The organism is Nocardia sp. NPDC004123, from assembly GCF_053603795.1.
In genome coordinates, this window is the sequence record NZ_JBSGGG010000013.1 from 165,240 (window position 1) to 184,208 (window position 18,969).

The 18,969-nt window shown below is 67.1% G+C and carries 20 protein-coding genes, 1 tRNA gene and 1 other RNA gene; 8 read left to right on the plus strand and 14 right to left on the minus strand.

All coding sequences use genetic code 11. The annotated features are described in order from the left end of the window. Positions 1–46: 46 nt before the first annotated feature. Positions 47–520 (minus strand): NUDIX domain-containing protein, encoded by a 474-nt coding sequence (locus ACWEQQ_RS20465; RefSeq protein ID WP_452339092.1) that lies wholly within the window; start codon positions 518–520, stop codon positions 47–49. Between the two features lie 135 nt (positions 521–655). Here ACWEQQ_RS20465 and ACWEQQ_RS20470 point away from each other — a divergent pair, with 135 nt between their 5' ends. The 3 genes from ACWEQQ_RS20470 (at position 656) to ACWEQQ_RS20480 (ending at position 2,400) form a co-directional block, all read left to right on the plus strand. Next, positions 656–868, plus strand: a complete 213-nt coding sequence (locus ACWEQQ_RS20470; protein WP_452339091.1) for a DUF5302 domain-containing protein — start codon at positions 656–658, stop codon at positions 866–868. 66 nt (positions 869–934) lie between these two features. Further along, complete coding sequence (locus ACWEQQ_RS20475; RefSeq protein WP_452349288.1) at positions 935–1,387, plus strand: hypothetical protein; 453 nt, start codon at positions 935–937, stop codon at positions 1,385–1,387. 296 nt (positions 1,388–1,683) lie between these two features. Continuing rightward, positions 1,684–2,400 (plus strand): DUF4240 domain-containing protein, encoded by a 717-nt coding sequence (locus ACWEQQ_RS20480; RefSeq protein WP_452349289.1) that lies wholly within the window; start codon positions 1,684–1,686, stop codon positions 2,398–2,400. A gap of 84 nt (positions 2,401–2,484) precedes the next feature. On the opposite strand, the gene ssrA is transcribed toward ACWEQQ_RS20480, so the two are convergent. Together ssrA and smpB are read right to left on the minus strand one after the other, a co-directional pair. Next, positions 2,485–2,857: a transfer-messenger RNA gene (ssrA, locus tag ACWEQQ_RS20485) on the minus strand. A 114-nt stretch (positions 2,858–2,971) separates the two neighbouring features. Next, the gene (gene smpB / locus ACWEQQ_RS20490) at positions 2,972–3,448 is read right to left on the minus strand and encodes an SsrA-binding protein SmpB (protein WP_154787106.1); all 477 of its coding nucleotides are present in this window, start codon (positions 3,446–3,448) and stop codon (positions 2,972–2,974) included. Positions 3,449–3,674: 226 nt separating this feature from the next. On the opposite strand from smpB, the gene ACWEQQ_RS20495 reads away from it, so the two are divergent. Continuing rightward, positions 3,675–3,959: a putative quinol monooxygenase gene (locus ACWEQQ_RS20495; RefSeq protein ID WP_379401741.1), complete on the plus strand. Its 285-nt coding sequence runs from the start codon at positions 3,675–3,677 to the stop codon at positions 3,957–3,959. Between the two features lie 66 nt (positions 3,960–4,025). On the opposite strand, the gene ACWEQQ_RS20500 is transcribed toward ACWEQQ_RS20495, so the two are convergent. The 9 genes from ACWEQQ_RS20500 to ACWEQQ_RS20540 form a co-directional block, all read right to left on the minus strand. Beyond that, a complete protein-coding gene (locus ACWEQQ_RS20500) occupies positions 4,026–4,694 on the minus strand; it encodes a slipin family protein (RefSeq protein WP_452349290.1) in 669 nt (222 codons plus the stop codon). 360 nt (positions 4,695–5,054) lie between these two features. Beyond that, positions 5,055–5,127, minus strand: a tRNA-Glu gene (locus ACWEQQ_RS20505). A 113-nt stretch (positions 5,128–5,240) separates the two neighbouring features. Then, positions 5,241–7,382, minus strand: coding sequence for a DNA helicase RecQ (gene recQ / locus ACWEQQ_RS20510; protein ID WP_452349291.1), 2,142 nt, complete (start codon positions 7,380–7,382; stop codon positions 5,241–5,243). Positions 7,383–7,487: 105 nt separating this feature from the next. Continuing rightward, positions 7,488–8,393, minus strand: coding sequence for a permease-like cell division protein FtsX (gene ftsX, locus ACWEQQ_RS20515; RefSeq protein ID WP_452339086.1), 906 nt, complete (start codon positions 8,391–8,393; stop codon positions 7,488–7,490). Further along, entirely contained in the window at positions 8,393–9,082 is a 690-nt protein-coding gene (gene ftsE / locus ACWEQQ_RS20520) for a cell division ATP-binding protein FtsE (RefSeq protein ID WP_354840562.1), read from the minus strand. Before ftsE ends, ftsX begins: the two co-directional genes overlap by 1 nt. A gap of 57 nt (positions 9,083–9,139) precedes the next feature. After that, positions 9,140–9,301 (minus strand): hypothetical protein, encoded by a 162-nt coding sequence (locus ACWEQQ_RS20525; protein ID WP_452349292.1) that lies wholly within the window; start codon positions 9,299–9,301, stop codon positions 9,140–9,142. A gap of 1 nt (position 9,302) precedes the next feature. Then, positions 9,303–10,166 (minus strand): mechanosensitive ion channel family protein, encoded by an 864-nt coding sequence (locus tag ACWEQQ_RS20530; protein WP_452339084.1) that lies wholly within the window; start codon positions 10,164–10,166, stop codon positions 9,303–9,305. A gap of 151 nt (positions 10,167–10,317) precedes the next feature. Beyond that, positions 10,318–11,436 carry a peptide chain release factor 2 gene (gene prfB / locus ACWEQQ_RS20535; RefSeq protein ID WP_433562604.1) on the minus strand — a complete coding sequence of 373 codons (1,119 nt, stop codon included), beginning with the start codon at positions 11,434–11,436 and terminating at the stop codon, positions 10,318–10,320. A gap of 194 nt (positions 11,437–11,630) precedes the next feature. Further along, positions 11,631–12,488: a helix-turn-helix transcriptional regulator gene (locus ACWEQQ_RS20540; protein ID WP_452339083.1), complete on the minus strand. Its 858-nt coding sequence runs from the start codon at positions 12,486–12,488 to the stop codon at positions 11,631–11,633. A gap of 144 nt (positions 12,489–12,632) precedes the next feature. Here ACWEQQ_RS20540 and ACWEQQ_RS20545 point away from each other — a divergent pair, with 144 nt between their 5' ends. After that, a complete protein-coding gene (locus ACWEQQ_RS20545; protein WP_452349293.1) occupies positions 12,633–13,226 on the plus strand; it encodes an NADPH-dependent FMN reductase in 594 nt (197 codons plus the stop codon). Between the two features lie 117 nt (positions 13,227–13,343). After that, positions 13,344–14,129: a histidinol-phosphatase gene (gene hisN / locus ACWEQQ_RS20550; RefSeq protein ID WP_354840545.1), complete on the plus strand. Its 786-nt coding sequence runs from the start codon at positions 13,344–13,346 to the stop codon at positions 14,127–14,129. 20 nt (positions 14,130–14,149) lie between these two features. On the opposite strand, the gene ACWEQQ_RS20555 is transcribed toward hisN, so the two are convergent. Together ACWEQQ_RS20555 and ACWEQQ_RS20560 are read right to left on the minus strand one after the other, a co-directional pair. Continuing rightward, positions 14,150–15,613 (minus strand): ArnT family glycosyltransferase, encoded by a 1,464-nt coding sequence (locus ACWEQQ_RS20555; protein WP_452349294.1) that lies wholly within the window; start codon positions 15,611–15,613, stop codon positions 14,150–14,152. Positions 15,614–15,739: 126 nt separating this feature from the next. Further along, positions 15,740–16,003, minus strand: coding sequence for a hypothetical protein (locus tag ACWEQQ_RS20560; RefSeq protein WP_452339080.1), 264 nt, complete (start codon positions 16,001–16,003; stop codon positions 15,740–15,742). A gap of 234 nt (positions 16,004–16,237) precedes the next feature. On the opposite strand from ACWEQQ_RS20560, the gene ACWEQQ_RS20565 reads away from it, so the two are divergent. After that, positions 16,238–17,626 (plus strand): acyl-CoA dehydrogenase family protein, encoded by a 1,389-nt coding sequence (locus tag ACWEQQ_RS20565; protein ID WP_452349295.1) that lies wholly within the window; start codon positions 16,238–16,240, stop codon positions 17,624–17,626. Between the two features lie 27 nt (positions 17,627–17,653). Further along, positions 17,654–18,901, plus strand: coding sequence for an acyl-CoA dehydrogenase family protein (locus tag ACWEQQ_RS20570; protein ID WP_452339078.1), 1,248 nt, complete (start codon positions 17,654–17,656; stop codon positions 18,899–18,901). Positions 18,902–18,969 lie beyond the last annotated feature (68 nt).

The window sequence follows — 18,969 nt, forward strand, 5'->3', positions numbered from 1 at the left end:
GCCGGCTCACCACCGCAATCCGAGCATCGCCCCGGAACCTCCCTGATCAACCAGACAAAAGCGCCAATTGCGTCATCTTCCGTGCCACCGCCCCAACTTCGGCTGCGGACAGCGGCAGCGAAACATATTGGCAGGCAGCAACATCAACATCATTGCCGTGCGGACGCACGGTTCCCACTACACCACCGACGTAATAGCACCGCGTCGACTCCCAACCTCGCCGGGACTGAAGGTCATAGAAGTATTCGACGAACTCGCAAAGATAAGCGGGCTCACCTGCCAGGCGAAGTCCCGTCTCCTCCAGCAGTTCCCGATCGAGAGCATCCAGACGCTCCTCGCCGGGCTCGAGGCCACCACCGGGAAGATCCCATCTCCCCTTCTGCCCGGTGCCATCTCGAACCAGCAGCACGGCATTGTCGCAAAGCGCTACGAGGTAAGCGGACGTCCGTTGGACCAGTTCATTGTCGGGCACCAGGTGAGCATCGCCATCGATGTCACAGCACAGATACATCCTGCTCATGTGGCCTCCGGTTCGGGCCGAACCTCCCACGAACACAATAAGATCTGCGCTCGGTCTCGCCGAGCGCCATGGTGAGCATGATCCGCTCGCGCTCGGCAACACGCCAGAGACGAAACGCAACGATAGGCTGGGCCCATGGCCGACGAACAAGAAGTCCCAGCCGAGCTACTCGCGGGTGATGCTATCGAGTCGCCGGAGGAGGCGACCAAACGGAAGTTCCGGGAAGCACTCGACCGAAAGAATGGCCACGCCTCCACAGGCGGTTCCGCCCAACACTCCGCCAAGGTGCGCGGCACGCACGCTCAGGCAGGCGGCAAACGCACCTTCCGCCGCCGAGCGGGCGGCTGATCCAGCAACGAACGGCGAAGGCCCGATCCGAGTGGACCGGGCCTTCGCTGTCGCTAGCATCCATCCATGCTCACCGCGTGCGGAGGATTCCTGCTGGCCGTCCTCTGGATGGATTTGATCTTCGACAGCCAAGTGCTGCGTTACCGCGCGGAACCCGAATTACCCACCGAGGTAATCGATTCCATCGCCGCCTACTACCGCCGGGCCACCACCACGTCTCGCCCGATGAGCACCCTGATCGCCCTGGTCATGGTGGTCCTGTTGGCGGGCCTGGTCTTCCAACTGCTCCGCGGCCACCACCCTCTCTGGGCCTCCCTGCTCGCGCTCGTACTGGCGCTCGCGGCGATAGCCCCGGCTGCCCTGCGCACCGTCCCCAACGCGGTCCGGCTGGGCTCCCGCGCGGATCCGCTCCCCGAACAGTCCCGCCTGGCCCGCCTCATTCTTCGCGACCACATCACCAGCGCGATCTGCATGCTCGCGTTCGTCATCCTGTGGTCGGTTCAGCCCGCGTTCACGTGAGTTGGATAGCGCTGCACGGCTCGACCTTTGCGGTCGAAGCAGTCGTGGCCCGGCGCGGTCAGGCGTCAACCCGGTGTTCCGAGGGCACTCAGGATCGCCAGTGCGTCCTCCCGCGTGGATGAGTACACATCCGAGGCGAGTTCGCGAAGCTGTGCCACGAGTCGACTCCGGTCCGCCGCAGTGCCCCACCGAGGATCGCTCGTGATCGCATCCCGAATGTCCTCGGCAGTCAGCAGATCCGCCGAGCACTCGACCAGTGCCGCGAGGACCAGGCATAGTTCGTACGGCGCGGCATAATGCTGGTCCAAGAAGCCTTCAGCCGTGGCATGTACGGCCGCGAGGTCCTGCCCGTCATCCTGCAGCCGACGCAGCAGACCCGATACCCCGCGGATGCTCGCATTCATAGTTGCCACTCTGACACAGTGTCATTCGTGAATAGCGATTCGTTCTGGCGCATCATCGACGCCGCCGGCACCGACCGTGCACCGTTCGCCGAAGCGTTGGTCGATCACCTGGCGGACCTCGCCCCGAATGAAATCCTCGAATACCAGGACCACTTCCTCAATATCCATGACGCCCTTTACCGCTGGGACGTGTGGGCCGCCGCATACCTGATCGGTGACGGTTGCTCAGACGATGGGTTCGAAGACTTCCGCGCCGGCATCATCGCGCTCGGCAAAGACTGGACCGACAAGGTATACGCCAACCCCGACAACCTGGCCGACCATCCGGTCGTGATCGCCGCCGCCGCAGAATACGACCAAGACGCGATAGCCGACGAAACCGTCCTCTACGCAGCCATGACCGCGTACGAACGAGGTACGGGCGAGGACACCTTCACCGCAGCATGGCAACAGTTCCAGGCCACCGACCCGGACAGCGAGCCGATGACGGCAACCGATGAGGACCTCGACTTCCCCGACATGGGCGAGCCGTTCGATTTCTCCGACCACGAGCAGATGCTGCAGCGACTCCCCCGGCTCGCCGCCCTCTACCTCCACCGAGATTCGTAGACGGCGAACGGCGACCACGCGTGGCACCGTCACAGGCACGCGGAACGAAAAAGGCGAGTGCTCGCCATGAGCACTCGCCTCCGTCAGTGGAGCTGCCGGGAATCGAACCCGGGTCCTCCGCCGCATCTTCAGGGCTTCTCCGTGTGCAGTTCGCTATGCCTCTGCTCGGATCTCTCGGTCACGCGAACAAGCCGAGATGACGATCCCAGTCGCTGTTGGATGTCCCGTCCGGCGCCGCGACCGCGTCGGACGGTAGAGCCCTCTAGCTGATGCCAGGGACCGGGTCGAGGGCGAACCCGGGCTGACAGACACGCTTCGTTGCTTAGGCAGCGAGAGCGTAGTCGCGCTGATGAGAATCGGCGCTTATAGGGTTACAGCGACGCTTATACGGTGGTCTCCTGCCTGCACCGACACGCTTCCCCTGAATCAACGTACGCAGTCGAAACCGTTCAGCCCCGTCTGTGTTCACCGATTCAGATGAACTACCCGGCTCTCACCGGGCTACCTATCCTAACACCGAACAAACCTTGGTTCATTCCATTAACGCGCCGTCAGCCGGGGGTCCCGGGGGTCAGCCGCGCATGCCCTTGATGCGGCGGCCGAGTTCGCGGGTGACCTCGCGTTCGGCGTCGCGTCGGGCCAGGTCCTGGCGCTTGTCGTAGTCCTGCTTGCCCTTGGCGAGGGCCAGTTCGACCTTGACCTTGCCGTCGGAGAAGTACATCGACAGCGGGACCAGGGTCAGGCTCGACTCCTTGGTCTTGCCGAGCAGCTTGTCGATCTCGCGGCGGTGCAGCAGCAACTTTCGGGTGCGGCGCGGCGCGTGGTTGGTCCAGGTGCCGTGCCCGTACTCGGGTACGTGCAGGCCGCGCAGCCACACCTCGCCGTCGTCGATGGAGGCGTAGGCGTCGACCAGCGAGGCTTTGCCCTCGCGCAGGCTCTTCACCTCGGTACCGACCAGCGCGACCCCGGCCTCGTAGGTCTCGAGGATCGCGTAGTTGTGCCGCGCCTTCTTGTTGCTGGCGATGACCTTGCGCCCCTTTTCCTTCATGTCTCCTCTATCGTCCCGTCGCTGCCCGGAGTGCCCAACCAGCTTACGGATGCTCCGGCCCGAACCCGCACGGTGACGGAATCGGGCCTCGTTGTTCAACCACGCCGGCCGGCGTCTTGTTCCGGTGGCCGGGACGCGCCCAGCCCGTCCCGGCGGGCCCGGTGTTAGTCATGAGAACAGCGCTGGCGTGAGCCAGTTCACAGCGACTCTCCTCGAAAGGACTTCCGTGCACACGGCTTTCATCCGCATCAAGGTCGATCCCGTGGCAGCCGACCGGGTCGCGCAGGCGATGCTGACGCTGACCGCGCCCACCCTCGCCGAACCGGGCTGCCACACCTACGAGTTCTACCGCGACCAGGACGACCCGTCACTGTTCCTGTGCTTCGAGCACTGGGATTCACGCCAGGCGCTCGACGCTCACGGCTCGACTCCGCACGTGCAGGCCTTCCTCAGCGAGTTCGGGCCGCACATCCAGGTGTGGGAGCAGAACCATACGACCGCGCTGGCCTGAACCGGCCCCGGCCGGAACGGGATGTTCCGGCCGGGGCGGTGTCGTGCCTCTCGGTGCCCGTACTGCTCAGACATTCTCCCGCGAGTCGAGGACCACCTTGGTGCCCGGAGCGGCCGCGACCTGCAGGGTCCGCAGGCGCAGCAGGACCGGGTTGTCCGCCAGGAGCTTCGCGGTATTGGCCAGCGAGCGCAGGGCGGCAGCCTCGGCGCGGGCGCGCTCGAGTTCGGCGCGGCCACGTTCGCGCGCCAGCACCGTTTCGAGGGCGGCCTTACGGAGCTCGCCCGGGAGCATGAGGTCCTTGGCGCGCAGGCTCTCGACGCGAATGCCGAGACGTTCGACGGCGGCCGCCACGCGCTCGGTGCCCGCGCCGAGCCGGGTGCGGTCGGCGACCAGCTCGTCGAGGGTGTGCGCGGCCACGAGATCGCGAGCGACCTCCTGGACGGTCGTGTAGAGCACCGTCTCCGCGGACTGGGCTCCGGTGGTGAAGGTCACCGGATCGGTGACCGCCCAGTCGCCGACGAAGCTGACGCGCAGCGACAGACCGTCGCGGGTCAGCAGCTCCTGGCCGCCGACCTGCAGCAGACGCGGGCGCATATCGACCGTGACCAGGGTGCAGCGCTCCTTGTTGTAGCGGTGCCGGCCGGGGCCGAGAACCTCCCGCAGGGTGCCGTCCTCGAATCGCAGCGTGCGCTGGTATTCCATGACCGTCTTGTATTCCATGACCGTCGTGAACATGCGTATCTCCTTCCCCCACAGTGGTTTCGGCGTGACCGGACACGCCTCGCCCGGTCACGGGACCGCGGCGGGGGCGTCCCCCGACCGAAGTCGGAGAGCCCGCAGGGCCACGGCACCGCACCCGACCGGGCGAGGCGTACCGGTGAAGGGAATCGAACCCCGGCAGATTTGTTCTGCGCCAACCTGAATGACGTGGCCGCTCTCGAACGGGGAATACGATCCGGAGATTCCGGGGCACCCCTCGAACGACCGGGACCCACGGTAGCCACGGTATCGCGGTGCACGCCAATGATTTTCGGGCGCGGATGAGACGCGAAATACAGAAATGCCCTTCAGCATTCGCTGAAGGGCCTTTCTCAGTAGTCCCGACGGGATTTGAACCCGCGCTACCGCCTTGAGAGGGCGGCGTCCTAGGCCGCTAGACGACGGGACCAGGTCGCTTGCTGCGATCCGTGGACCGCGGCAGCTCCGAAAGCTTATCGTGCCGCCGCCCAGCAACCAAATCGCCTGCTAATGGACCTGCGCGAGGTCATTTCCGGACACCGATCACTGGTAGTCGGGCGGGAGCTCGTCGAAGTCCGGTGGCGCTTCGTCGGGCCAGGGGATCTCGTCGGCGGGGGTGACGGTGGCCTGGCTCGGTTTCGGTGCAGCGGCCGATGTGGTGCCGAACCGCGAGGAGCGCCGCTCAGGGGCCGCCGATTGTGGGCTCGCATTCGAGGCCGCGGACCGAGATCCCTGGGACGAGGCCGCCGACCGGCCGCTCGGCGTGGCGACGGCGGAACCGGAAGCCGGTGCGGAGCTTGATGTTTCGGTGCCCGAACCGCCGGCGGCGATCACTTCCAGCACGCCCTCACCGTATTTGGCGCGCTTGTTCTCCCCGATGCCGGAAATACCCGCGAGGTCGGACAGGGTGGCGGGTTTGCGGGTGGCGATCTCGCGGAGGGTGGCGTCGTGGAAGACCACGTAGGCGGGGACGCCCTGCTCCTTGGCGGTGGCCGCACGCCAGGCGCGGAGCTTTTCGAACAGGTCGGTGTCGGACTGGCTCAGGTCGCCGACGGCCAGGCGGGATGCCTTGGCGGGCTTGGCGGTTCGGGCGGCCTTGGCGCGTTCGGGCTCACGCCGGAACATGACCTGGCGCTTCTCGAACAGCACCTGGTTGCTGGCGTCGGTGAGGGTGAGCACACCGTAGTCGCCGTGCACAGCGAGCAGACCCTGGGCCAGCAGCTGACGCACGACGCCGCGCCACTCGATGTCGCGCAGCTCGGTGCCGATGCCGAACACCTTCAGCTCGTGGTGGGCGTGCTGCTCCACCTTGGGATTGCGCTTGCCGATCAGGATGTCCACGATGTGGCCCGCGCCGAAGCTCTGACCGCGTTCGCGTTTGAGCCGCAGCACGGTGGAGAGCACCTTCTGGGCGGGCACGGTGCCGTCCCACGCCTCCGGCGCGTTGAGGCAGGTGTCGCAGTTGCCGCAGCGCTCACCCTGCTGACCGAAGTAGGCCAGCAGCTGGACGCGGCGGCACTGCACGGTTTCGCAGAGCGCGAGCATGGCATCCAGGTGCAGTTGCAGCTGGCGCCGGTGCATGGCGTCGCCGTCGGAGGAGTCGATCATCTTCCGTTGCTGCACAACGTCACTGAGGCCGTACACCATCCACGCGGTGGACGGCTGCCCGTCACGCCCGGCACGGCCGGTCTCCTGGTAGTAGCCCTCGACCGACTTGGGCAGATCCAGGTGTGCGACGAAGCGCACGTCCGGCTTGTCGATGCCCATGCCGAAGGCGATGGTGGCGACCACCACGAGCCCGTCCTCGCGCAGGAACCGCGCCTGGTTGGCCGCGCGGGTGCGATTGTCCAGCCCCGCGTGGTACGGCACGGCTTCCACGCCATTGGCGGTCAGGAAGGCCGCGGTCTTCTCGACGGAATTGCGCGAGAGGCAGTAGACGATGCCCGCATCGCCGGCGTGCTCGGTCTGGATGAACGCGAGCAGCTGGTGTTCGGGCCGATTCTTGGCCTCGATCCGGTACTGGATATTGGGCCGGTCGAAACTGGCCACGAAGTGCTTGGCGCGGGTGAGGTCCAGCCGCTCGGCGATCTCCTTGCGGGTGGCCTCGGTCGCGGTGGCGGTGAGCGCGATGCGCGGCACGTCCGGCCAGCGCTCGTGCACCATCGACAGGCCCAGATAGTCGGGCCGGAAGTCGTGGCCCCACTGCGAGACACAGTGCGCCTCGTCGATGGCGAAGACCGAGATCTTGCCCCGATCCAGCAACTGCGCGGTGGACTCCAGCCGCAGCCGCTCCGGTGCGAGGTAGAGCACATCCAGCTCACCCGCCACGAATTGCGCCTCGACCGTGCGCCGTTCGTCGGGGAACTGGGTGGAGTTCAGGAATCCGGCGCGCACGCCGACGGCATTGAGCGCGTCCACCTGGTCCTGCATGAGCGCGATGAGTGGTGAGATCACCACGCCCACGCCCGGGCGCACCAGCGCCGGAATCTGATAGCACAGCGATTTGCCACCACCGGTGGGCATGAGCACCAGGGCGTCGCCGCCGGCGATCACCTGGTCGACGATGTCCCGCTGCGGTCCGCGAAAACTGTCGTACCCGAACGTCTTTCGCAGCACCTGGTGCGCCGGATCACTTCCGGCGTCATCCAGGTTTCCGACTACGGTCTCGACCTCCGGCGCACTCACGCCCGCAATCCTACGGACACCGCCCGACACCGGAATGCCGTTGGGGCCAATGGCCCGAACTTCGCACCCTCTGCGAGTTGACAAGCCTCAGGAAGAGCGTGGCACTCACTCGCGGACGTAGTACCGGAGCGCGGCATATGCCGTGAGAGCGGCGAATCCGACACCGATCGGGGTGACGATCATCGCGACGGCCGCGATGTCGTCGCCCGTGATCCGCGGCAGCACCTGGTCGTTGAACAGCGACCCCAGCGCCCGGTTGATCACCAGCGGTTGCGCGACGAACAGACCGCCCACCGCCAGCACCGACCCCACCAGCGCGGCCAGCACCGCCTCCAGCAGGAACGGCAGCTGCGTGTACCACCGCGTGGCGCCGACCAGCCGCATGATGCCGACCTCGGTCTTGCGGGCCAGCGCCGCCACCTGAACCATATTGGCGATCAGCAGCAGCGCGGCCAGCGCCTGCAGCGCCGCCAAACCGAAGGCCGCATTGCGCAATCCGACGAAGAAGCTGACCAGGCGATCCACGATGTCCATGTCATTGAGCACGGTCATGACGCCGGGCCGCTTGGAGAAGTCGTCATAGATGGACCGGTATTGGGTGACATCGTCGAGCTTCACCCGGAACGAGGAGGGCAGCCCGTCCTTGCTCACCTCGTCGGCGAGCCCGGGCTGATCCTTGAAGGTGGTCTCCTTGACCTCCTTCACCGCGTCCTGGCTGTTGACGAACTGCACGTTCGCCACATAGTCGTGCTTCTTCAGATCCGCCATCAGCGAGGCGCACGGCTGCCCGGTGCAGTCCGGATCGGTCTTGGAGACCTGATCGTCGAGATACAACCGGATCTCGACGCGCTGGACGTAGTAGTCCTGGATCTTGTCCGCCATGCGGACCGCCAGCAGACCGCCGCCCAGCATGGTCAGCGACACCGCGGTGGTGAGGATCATGGCGATGGTCATGGTGACATTGCGGCGCAGGCCGGTGAAGACCTCGCTGAACAGGAATCCCGCGCGCATTACCGGCCCACCCCGTACACGCCCATCTCGTCGTCGCGCACGATGCGCCCGCGGTCGAGTTCGACCACGCGCCGGCGCATGGCGTCGACGATGGTGTTGTCGTGGGTGGCCATGACGACCGTGGTTCCGGTCCGGTTGATGCGTTCGAGCAGCGTCATGATGTCCTGGCTGGTCTCCGGGTCGAGGTTGCCGGTCGGTTCGTCGGCCAGCAATACCAGCGGCCGGTTCACGAAGGCGCGTGCGAGCGCCACCCGTTGCTGTTCACCGCCGGAGAGCTCACCCGGCAGCCGGTCGGCCTTGCCGGCGAGACCGACCATGTCGAGCGCCTCGGGCACCGAGCGATTGATGAATGCTCGTGATTTGCCAATCACTTCCAGCGCGAAGGCCACGTTCTGTTCCACGGTCTTCTGCTGCAGTAGCCGGAAATCCTGGAAGACGCAGCCGATGCGCTGGCGCAGTTTGGGAACCTTGCGCCCGGGCAGCCTGTCGACCCGGAAGTCGGCGACCCACACCTCACCGGTGGTCGGCTTCTCGTCCTTGAGCAGCAGCCGCATGAACGTGGACTTTCCGGAGCCCGAGGGCCCGATAACGAAGACGAACTCGCCTTTTTCGATATCGACGGAGATATTGTCCAGCGCCGGCCGCGTCGAGGTCTGATACGACTTGGTGACGTTGCGCAGGGTTATCACGGGGAGCCAGTGTAGCCAGCACGCCACTGCGGCCGACTACACCGCGCGGACTCGGGCTCAGCGGCCCGCGTGCTCGGAAGAGTTCGGCAGATAGTTGCTGAGCATGGTGTTCACGATCGGCGGGGTGCTGCCGGTCTCGTGTTGGGCGGGCTTGACGAAGACATACAGAACGAATGTTCCTACCCACACGGCCATCAGGATCGCCGTGGACTTACGCATTCTATTGATCAGCACCGACACTGAGACCCTCCCGGCGCAACGCGGCGGCCACTCGCACCCGCAGCTCGCGCCCGACTTCGAACTGTTTGCCCGGCAGCGTCCGGGCGACCATCTTGATGTTCATCTGGTTGACGGTGAGATCTTCGACACCCATGACGGTCGGCTCGTCCAGCAGCAGTGCTCTGAGCTTGCGATCGGCGAAGGCCTTGGCCCCCACCTCGCGCAGGATCTCGTTGACCTTGTTGATGTCGGCGGTGGCGGGAACGGGCACGTCGATGGCGGCGCGCGCCCAATCCTTCGACAGGTTGGTCACTTTCACGATCTGACCGTTCGGGACGGTTATCACTTCGCCGTCGGCGCTACGCAGCGTCGTGATGCGCAGCGTGACGTCCTCGACCGTACCCTCGGCCTCGGTCGAATTGCCAGTGACCGCGATGCGCACGACATCGCCGAAGCCGTACTGCCTTTCGGTGATCAGGAAGAATCCGGCGAGCAGGTCCTGCACGATCCGCTGCGCCCCGAAACCCAGGGCGGCGCCGAGCACCGCGGCCGGGGCGACCAGTCCGCCGAGCTCGAAACCCAAGCGCCGCAATACTTCCAGCGACACCAGGAAGTAGACGATGGACAGCACCACCCAGGTGATGACCTGCGCCAGCGCATGCCGGTGCTTGGCCGCCTCGGAGCGCACCAGCGAATCGCTGCTGCGGAAGCCGGCGTCGATCTTGCGAGTGATGCGGTCGCGCACGAAGGTCGCGGCGCGACTGAACAACATGGCGCCGACGACCAGCAGCACGATCTCGAGACCGCTGGACCGTAGCCAGTTCCCGAAATCGGCTCCGGTGCCCGCGGCGAGAATCGTGCCCATTTTGCCTCCGCTTCGCTCCGGTGGTTCGCGGCCCTCGTAACCCCGGTCTTCCCTCCTCCGCTCCTCCGCTTCCGCGACAAGGCGGAGGTCTATCAAGCCGCAGTCCAGACCGGGGCGGGTCGCGAACACCGAAGTGAGCCGCCAACAATGGCTAGTTTGTCGCCTGCTCCCGCATGCGCCAGCGGATGCCGGATTCGATGAAAGCATCGATGTCGCCGTCGAGCACGGCGGAGGGGTTGTTGACCTCGTAACCAGTGCGGAGATCCTTGACCATCTGGTACGGGTGCAGCACGTAGGAGCGCATCTGGTTGCCCCAGGACGCGCCCTCGTTGGTCTTGAGCGCGTCCATCTGGGCGCGTTCTTCCTGGCGCTTGCGTTCCAGCAGCTTGGCCTGCAGCACACGCATGGCCGAAATCTTGTTCTGCAGCTGCGATTTCTCGTTCTGACAGGTGACGACGATGCCGGTCGGGATGTGGGTGAGGCGGACCGCGGAGTCGGTGGTGTTGACCGACTGGCCGCCGGGGCCGGACGAACGGTAGACGTCGACCCGGACCTCGTTCTCGGGAATCTCGATGTGGTCGGTGGTCTCGACCACCGGCAGCACCTCGACCTCGGCGAAGGAGGTCTGGCGGCGGCCCTGGTTGTCGAACGGGCTGATGCGGACCAAGCGGTGCGTGCCCATTTCCACCGAGAGCGTGCCGTAGGCATAGGGCGTCTTGACCGCGAAGGTCGCCGACTTGATGCCCGCCTCCTCCGCATACGAGGTGTCGTAGATCTCGACCGCGTACTTGTGGCCCTCGGCCCAGCGCACGTACATGCGCATGAGCATCTGCGCCCAGTCCGCGGCGTCCACGCCGCCCGCGCCGGAGCGAATGTTGACCAGCGCCTCACGCTTGTCGTACTCGCCCGAGAGCAGGGTCCGGACCTCCATGGCCTCGACATCGGCGTGCAGGCTGGCCCGCTCCGAATCGGCGTCGGCGAGCGCGGCCGTGCGATCCGCACCTTCTTCCGCCTCGGCGAGCTCGTAGAGCACGGGCAGATCCTCGAGCCGCTGGCGGAGGTCGCGCACCCGGCGCATTTCACTCTGCGCGTGGGAGAGCTGACTGGTCACGCTCTGCGCGTGTTCCTGGTTGTTCCACAGCTCCGGGTCGGCCGCCTGCTGCTCCAGCTCGTCGATGCGGCGAGCCAGCTCGTCGATGTCGAGCACCGACTCGATGGTCTTCAGAGTCGTGTCGAGTTCGGCCAGATCAGCGGAGACGTCAGGATGCACGATGTTCAAGGCTACCCCGCCTCCCCGAGCCTTCAGCGGACGGCCAAGTGCCATAGTCACTTAGGCACCCGTGCCGGCGGGTTGGGAGCCAACCCGATTTTGGACGTACCCGGTGAGTTACCCCGACCGTTGCGCAATCAGCTGTCACCTCTCGCACGGGACAAGACCCCGCCACCAGGTGCTATTCCGACAAATCACCCGGCGACAGCGCGCAGTCCGCCCGGGCGGCGGCCGACGAGGCGGTCCAGGGCCGTGGCGGTGGCGGCGTCGGCCGGGAGGTAGACCATGAGGAATTGGTCGTCGTCGGCGGAGAGGTTCAGGGTTTCGTAGGCCAGGCGCAGGGGACCCGCCTCGGGGTGGGTGAGGCGGCCGACGCCATTGGTGTCGGGAAGGCCGGGGAGGGTGTCGAGGCGGCGGGTGAATTCCGGGCCGACGGTGGCGGCCAGTTCATCCATGAGGGCATCGACGTGGGGATCGGCGCGGCCGGGGCCCTGCTTGAGGGTGGCGACCACCTTGTCGGCCTTGTGTTCCCAGTCCGGGTAGGCGTCGCGGGCGCGCGGGTCCGACAGGACGTAGCGGGCGTAGCTGCCGGGCAGACCGCCGTCGAGCAGGCCGATCGGGCCGAACAGGGCACGGTAGCCGTCGGTCACCGCGAGGATCTCGCTGAGCCGGTTCATGATGGCCGCGGGCGCGGGTTCGAGCTGATCCAGCATGGCCTGCACGGCCGGGCGGATGCGGCGGTTGGGCCCGGAACCGCCGCGGCAGTTGAAGTTCGGATCCCCGGCCTTGGCGAAATTGAGCAGGTGCACCCGTTGCGCCGGGGTCAATCGCAGCGCGTCGGCCAGCGCGATCAGCACGGGCGCGGACGGGTGCCGGTCGCGGCCCTGCTCCAGCCGGGTCAGGTACTCGACGGAAACTCCTGCGAGCGTGGCCAATTCGGCGCGGCGCAGGCCGGGCGTGCGACGACGCGGACCCGTCGGCAGGCCCACTTCGGCGGGCGTGACCGCCTCCCGGCGTAGCCGCAGGAACAGGCCCAGCTCGTTCTCACTCACGTATTCGACGCTAGCAACGGGCGCGGTTCTTATCGTGTCCCTGCCACTACCACCCTCAGCGTGGCCTCCCTAGCGCCCGGCCGGGCTCGCAGAGTTGATCTCGAGCGGCCGACCGGCTGCGGCGAATCTCGAAGGAGACCCACAATGACCAGCACTCCCCTGCGCCTCGCGGTGATCATCGGCAGCGTCCGCGAGGGCCGCTTCGGACCGGTGGTGGCGAACTGGTTCGCCGAGCGAGCCCGCGCCCACGGCGGGTTCGAGGTGGATGTCATCGACCTGGCCGACTACCCGCTGCCGCACGCCCTGCCCGCCGTCTCGCCGCTCATGGACCCGAACCCGGTGCGCCCCGGCAATACCGCCGAGCTGGCCGAGCGACTGGCCGACGCCGACGCCTTCGTGGTGGTCACGCCCGATATCAACCGCAGCTTCCCGGCCTCGCTGAAGACCGCGATCGATTGGCACTTCACGCAGTGGGATCGCAAAACGGTCGGATTCGTCGGCTACGGCGGCAGCACCGGCGGCCTGCTGGCCATCGAGTCCCTGCGCACGGTATTCAACGAACTCAACGCCCACACCGTCCGCTCCACCGTCACTTTCCCCCGCTACTTCCTGCACTTCGCCCCCGACGGCACCCTGCCCAACCCCACCGAGTTCGACGACTCCGCCACCCACCTCCTCGAGCAACTCCACTGGTGGGCAACCGCCCTCGCCGCCGCCCGCACCGCCGTCCACGCGTGATGGGCGGGTGGCACGCCGGCGAGCACGAAAACGGGCAATTCACCTCACCGGTGTGCCACTCGGTGTTAGGGACGTGGGACACCACCTGTTAACGGGGGAGGACTAACGTGCTGGGGCGTGACCGGATACTCCGCTGACCTGGAACTCGCGCTGAAGCTGGCCGACGCGGCCGATGGGATCACCCGTGAGCGGTTCGGGGCGCTCGATTTGAAGATCGATTCCAAGCCGGATCTGACGCCGGTGTCGGATGCGGATCTGGCGGTCGAGCGGACGCTGCGGGAGATCCTGGCCGTCGAGCGGCCGGGGGATCTGGTGCTCGGTGAGGAGTTCGGCGGGGATGTCGAATTCAGCGGCCGGCAGTGGGTCATCGACCCGATCGACGGGACCAAGAACTTCGTGCGGGGGGTGCCGGTGTGGGCCTCGCTCATCTCGCTGCTCGAGGACGGCGTACCGGTGGTGGGCGTGGTCAGCGCGCCGGCGCTGGCGCGACGCTGGTGGGCGGCGACCGGTCACGGCGCGTGGAGCAGCTTCGAGCAGGGTGAGCCTCGGGCCATCTCGGTGTCGGCGATCGCCGAGCTGGGTGCGGCCAGCCTCGCGATCTCCAGTCTGTCGGGCTGGCGGGCCATCGGGCGCCGGGCCAAGCTCATCGCGCTCACCGACGAGGTGTGGCGGGTGCGCGGGTACGGCGACTTCTTCGGGTACACGCTGCTGGCCGAGGGCGCGGTCGACATCGTCACCGAACCCGAACTGTCGCTGTGGGATATGGCGGCGCTGGACATTCTCATTCGCGAGGCGGGCGGCACCTTCACGGCGCTGGACGGCAAGCCGGGACCGCACGGCGGGAGCGCGGTGGCGACCAATTCGCATCTGCAGGACCAGGTGCTGGCGGCCCTGCAGGCCTGATCCGGGCCGGAGGTCCGGCCTCAGCCGAGTTGCCGCATGGCGGGCCACATCTCGGACCAGGGGCAGCGGGGTGTGCGGCACAGGATGATCGCGCGCTCCTGCTCGAGATTGCGGATGTTCAGGCCATTGTTCAAGTGCCCCAATGGTTCCGGGTCCACGCAGAAGCGGCTCACCCGGTCGGCGGGCATGCCGAGGACGAGCACCTCGTGCGCGCCCGGCGGCGGGCCCCACCACCAGTACGCGTTGTGCACGCTGTGCGGGGTCGGCAGGTGGTAGCGTCCGCCGAAGTGTTCGAGGGCGGCGGCCTCACCGTAGTTGGCGGTGAGGAGGTCGGCGTCGGGCGCGGAATGCGCTCGGACATCGGCGATCTGCGCGGTGAATTGCGGCCAGCCGACGGTCTCCCCCGCCTCCTTGTTGATCGCGAGCAGAGCCGACGGGTCCCGGAGGGCGGACATCGGGAGCACGGGCAGGAAGACCACCGCCGAGAACACCGCGTTCAAGGCGATGACGAAAGTCAGTGCGGCAAGCCGTATCCGATGCCCGCTCAGCCGCGGCTCCAGTCCGACCACGCCCGCGGCCACCAGCAGCGGATACATCCCGCCGAGGTAGTACGCCTTGCCGACCATGACGAGGTAGCCGACGAACAACATCGCGTAGGCGACGGCGAAGGCCCGGTAGCGCCGCCACAGCCACCACAGGCCGAACGCCCACAGGGGCACCAGCAGGACGCCGATCAGACCGAATTGCAGGAGCACGAAACCGATTCGCGAATTCGAGCTGCCCGAGGAGCCGCCCGCGATGGCCCGGCTCAGCGCCCACTGCGGCCAGCCGTTGCGCGCCTGCCACACCACGTAGGGCGCGCTGATCACCGCCGCGATACCGAGGGCGAGCGGGAAATACCTGGTGGCAAACACTTCTCGCGGTCCGACCACAAGCAGTGAGAAGGCCAGCGCGGCAAGGGGAACGACGATCAGGGCCTTGTTCTGCACCCCGATTCCGGCCAGCGCGCCGATCGCGAGCCACCATCGCGGGTCGGCATCCGGCCGCAGGAGATGCAGGACCAGCAGCATCAGTACCGACCACACCGCGAGATCGATGTCCGCCGTACTGAGCGTGTGCCCGGCCCCGGCCACCACGGCCGCCGACGCCATGGTCCCGGCGGCGACCGCCTGCGCCGCCCGGCCGCCGCCGAGTTCGCGGGCGGCGAGTCCGGTGCAGATCACCACGATAGTGGCCGCCAGCGTCGCCGGAAGACGCAGCAGCAGTAAGGAATTCGGATCGATGGCCGACATCGCACGGGCCAGCAGTGGCACCAGCGGCGGCTGATCGGGATAGCCCCAGTCCAATCGCCGTCCCGCGGCCAGAAAGTAGAGCTCATCGCGGTGGTACCCGTACCGTCCGGAGAGCGCGGTGAGCAGCACCGCGAAAATTCCGGCTATCCAGTACGTTTCGCCACCCGAGACGTTGACCGGCCGTTCGCGCATCCCCCGCATCGTCGCATCTCCGGGGCAGCCGGGCCACCGGTGCCGGGGGTACCCGGCGCGGGCTGCGGTCCCGCCACCGGGCGCGTTGCTACGCTCAGCTATCCAGCGTCGCTACGCCGTTGTCTCTCAGCCGAGCGGTACGCAGACCGAGCCGAGGTCGAGGAACGGGCCGCCGGGGGCAGCGGAGCCCACACCGACCGAACCGAGTCCGATCTCGGTGCCGACACCGCTGATGCAGCCACCCGTGCCGCCGGATCCGGTACCCAGGCCGACACCGGAACCGCTGATGCCCACATCGACCGGCTGCAGCTGCACGTCGGCGCTGGCGTTGGGGGCGGCGAGGAAGAGACCGGCGGCAATGATGCCCGCCGTTCCGAGCGCAATCTTCATATGTACGAACCTCCATCAGGAGCGGGTTATGCGCCGACACCCTAGCCCACCTCGGGCACGTCTGAAGCATATTTGTTTCACTAGATCCGAGTGATACCGGTCGGTAAGTTCGAACGACCGCCCTGACCTGCCGATTCGACAATCCTCGACGCCAGTTCTTACTCTGAAGTAAGATAGTCTTACTCAGGAGTAAGATTGCTGGGCAGGATCACCCACCTCCTCGATAGAAAACTGGTGATTATGAGCACTCGAGACACCGCAACGAAGCGGGATACCTCCGCCGTTGGCCTCAACCCGGTCAAACGCGACTGGATGGGCGCGGCGATGCGGGTCATGACGACCATCACGGGATCGGAGCTGGCGGAGAAGTACAAGCTGCGCAAGCCGATCGAACGAATCACCTACGAGGGCACCAAGACCGGGTTCCGCACCCTGGGCGCGGCGACCCGGGTGTTCGAGAAGGTCGCCGGCGGTGGCGCTCCGAAGCGGCTGCCCGCCAACGAGTCTCGCAAGAAGGACTACTTCGACCTCACCCCGACCGACGAGCAGCAGATGATCGTCGAGACGGTGCGCGACTTCGCCGGCGAGATCCTGCGCCCGGCCGCGCACGAGGCCGACAATTCCGCCAAGGCCCCGCGCGACCTGCTCGAGCGCGCCGCCGAGCTGGGCATCACCCTGATCAACGTGCCCGAGGAGCTCGAGGGCGCGGCGTCCGAGCGGGGCGCGGTCACCAATTCGCTGGTGGCCGAGGCGCTTTCGTACGGCGACATGGGCCTGGCGCTGCCGATCCTGGCGCCGAGCGGTGTCGCGATCGCGCTGTCGCAGTGGGGTACCGACGCGCAGCAGCAGACCTACCTGGGCGCCTTCACGGGTGAGAACGTGCCGCAGGCCTCGGTCGTCGTCGCCGAGCCGCAGGCCCTGTTCGATCCGTTCGCGCTGCGGACCAAGGCCACCCGCTCTCCCAGCGGTTTCCGCCTCAACGGCGCGAAGACCCTGGTCCCGGCCGCGGGTGACGCCGAGCTGTTCATCGTCGCCGCCGAGCTGGACGGCCGCCCCACCTTCTTCATCGTGGAGTCCGATACCGACGGTGTGGTGATCGACGCGGACCCGAGCATGGGTATGCGCGCCGCGGGCCTGGGCCGGCTGGTGCTGAACAATGTGGCCGTGCCCGCCACCGCCCTGCTGGGCGACTCGGAGGGCGCACAGCGCGCCGAGGAGTACGCCGACGCCGTGCGGCTGGCCCGACTGGGCTGGGCCTCGCTGGCCATCGGCACCGGTCAGGCCGTGCTGGACTACGTGATTCCGTACGTGAAGGAGCGTGAGGCGTTCGGTGAGCCGATCGCGCACCGCCAGGCGGTCGCGTTCATGGTCGCCAATATGGCGATCGAGCTGGACGGTCTTCGGCTCGTGACGCTGCGGGGTGCGTCGCGCGCTGAGCAGGGGCTGTCCTTCGCCCGTGAGGCCGCGCTGGCCAAGAAGCTGGCCACCGACAAGGGCATGCAGATCGGGCTCGACGGCGTGCAGCTGCTCGGCGGCCACGGTTTCACCAAGGAGCACCCGGTCGAGCGCTGGTACCGCGATCTGCGCGGCGTCGGCGTGGCCGAAGGCATCGTCCTCATCTGACCCGACTTCTCAACGGAGAGACACCTCATGATCAATCTCGAACTCCCCAAGAAGCTGCGGGCCAGCGCCAACCAGGCCCACCAGGTCGCGCAGGAGATCTTCCGTCCCGCGTCGCGCAAGTACGACCTGGCCGAGCACGAATACCCGGTCGAGCTGGACACCATGGCCGCCATGGTCGAGGGCCTGTCCGACTCCGGCTCGGCCGACGTCTCCGGCGCCACCGGTGGCCGCAAGGCCGGCGAGAAGACCGAGGGCGCTGGGTCCAAGGACGCGCACGCCACCGAGTTGCTCGGAAACACCAACGGCGGCAATATGTCCGCGCTGATGAACGCGCTGGAGACCTCGTGGGGCGATGTCGGCCTCATGCTGTCGATCCCCTACCAGGGTCTCGGCAACGCCGCCATCGCGGCGGTCGCCACCGATGAGCAGCTGTCGCGTTTCGGCAAGGTATGGGCCGCCATGGCCATCACCGAGCCGTCCTTCGGTTCCGACTCCGCGGCCGTGTCCACCACCGCGGTGCTCGACGGCGACGAGTGGGTGCTCAACGGCACCAAGATCTTCGTGACCGCCGGTTCACGCGCCACCCACATCGTGGTGTGGGCGACCGTCGACAAATCGCTGGGCCGCGCGGCCATCAAGTCGTTCGTGGTGCCGCGGGATGCCAAGGGCCTCACCGTGTCCCGCCTCGAGCACAAGCTGGGCATCAAGGCCTCCGACACCGCCGAGCTCCGCCTCGAGGACTGCCGCATCCCCAAGGACAACATCCTGGGCTCGCCGGAAGTCAATGTGGAGAAGGGTTTCGCGGGCGTCATGCAGACGTTCGACAACACCCGCCCGCTGGTCGCCGGCATGGCCGTCGGCGTCGGTCGCGCCGCCCTCGAGGAGCTCCGCACCGTCCTCACCGACGCGGGCATCGAGATCTCCTACGACAAGCCGGCCAGCAACCAGCACGCCGCCGCCGCGGAATTCCTCCGCCTGGAGGCCGACTGGGAAGCCGCCTACCTGCTGTCGCTGCGCGCCGCGTGGATGGCCGACAACAAGAAGCCCAACTCCCTCGAGGCTTCCATGTCCAAGGCCAAGGCCGGCCGCATGGGCACCGACGTCACCCTCAAGGCCGTCGAACTCGCCGGCACCACGGGTTACTCCCAGCGCACCCTCCTGGAGAAGTGGGCCCGCGACTCGAAGATCCTCGACATCTTCGAAGGCACCCAGCAGATCCAGCAGCTCATCGTCGCCCGCCGCGTGCTGGGGCTGTCGAGCGACAAGCTGAAGTAGCAAGTCCCCCGAGAAAACCGGTGCGGGCCGCATTCGTGGCCCGCACCGGTTTTCTCGTTCCGGACGCC

Coding starts and splice junctions, on each gene's coding strand:
- ftsX (WP_452339086.1), bottom strand. CDS start 8,393: ATGCGCGCGGGATTCCTGTTCAGCGAGGTCTTCACCGGCCTGCGCCGC.
- ACWEQQ_RS20465 (WP_452339092.1), bottom strand. CDS start 520: ATGAGCAGGATGTATCTGTGCTGTGACATCGATGGCGATGCTCACCTG.
- ACWEQQ_RS20480 (WP_452349289.1), top strand. CDS start 1,684: ATGCTGGTCCAAGAAGCCTTCAGCCGTGGCATGTACGGCCGCGAGGTC.
- ACWEQQ_RS20470 (WP_452339091.1), top strand. CDS start 656: ATGGCCGACGAACAAGAAGTCCCAGCCGAGCTACTCGCGGGTGATGCT.
- ACWEQQ_RS20570 (WP_452339078.1), top strand. CDS start 17,654: ATGATCAATCTCGAACTCCCCAAGAAGCTGCGGGCCAGCGCCAACCAG.
- ACWEQQ_RS20525 (WP_452349292.1), bottom strand. CDS start 9,301: ATGCGTAAGTCCACGGCGATCCTGATGGCCGTGTGGGTAGGAACATTC.
- ACWEQQ_RS20560 (WP_452339080.1), bottom strand. CDS start 16,003: ATGAAGATTGCGCTCGGAACGGCGGGCATCATTGCCGCCGGTCTCTTC.
- ACWEQQ_RS20545 (WP_452349293.1), top strand. CDS start 12,633: ATGACCAGCACTCCCCTGCGCCTCGCGGTGATCATCGGCAGCGTCCGC.
- ACWEQQ_RS20475 (WP_452349288.1), top strand. CDS start 935: ATGCTCACCGCGTGCGGAGGATTCCTGCTGGCCGTCCTCTGGATGGAT.
- smpB (WP_154787106.1), bottom strand. CDS start 3,448: ATGAAGGAAAAGGGGCGCAAGGTCATCGCCAGCAACAAGAAGGCGCGG.
- ACWEQQ_RS20530 (WP_452339084.1), bottom strand. CDS start 10,166: ATGGGCACGATTCTCGCCGCGGGCACCGGAGCCGATTTCGGGAACTGG.
- ACWEQQ_RS20500 (WP_452349290.1), bottom strand. CDS start 4,694: ATGTTCACGACGGTCATGGAATACAAGACGGTCATGGAATACCAGCGC.
- ACWEQQ_RS20555 (WP_452349294.1), bottom strand. CDS start 15,613: ATGCGCGAACGGCCGGTCAACGTCTCGGGTGGCGAAACGTACTGGATA.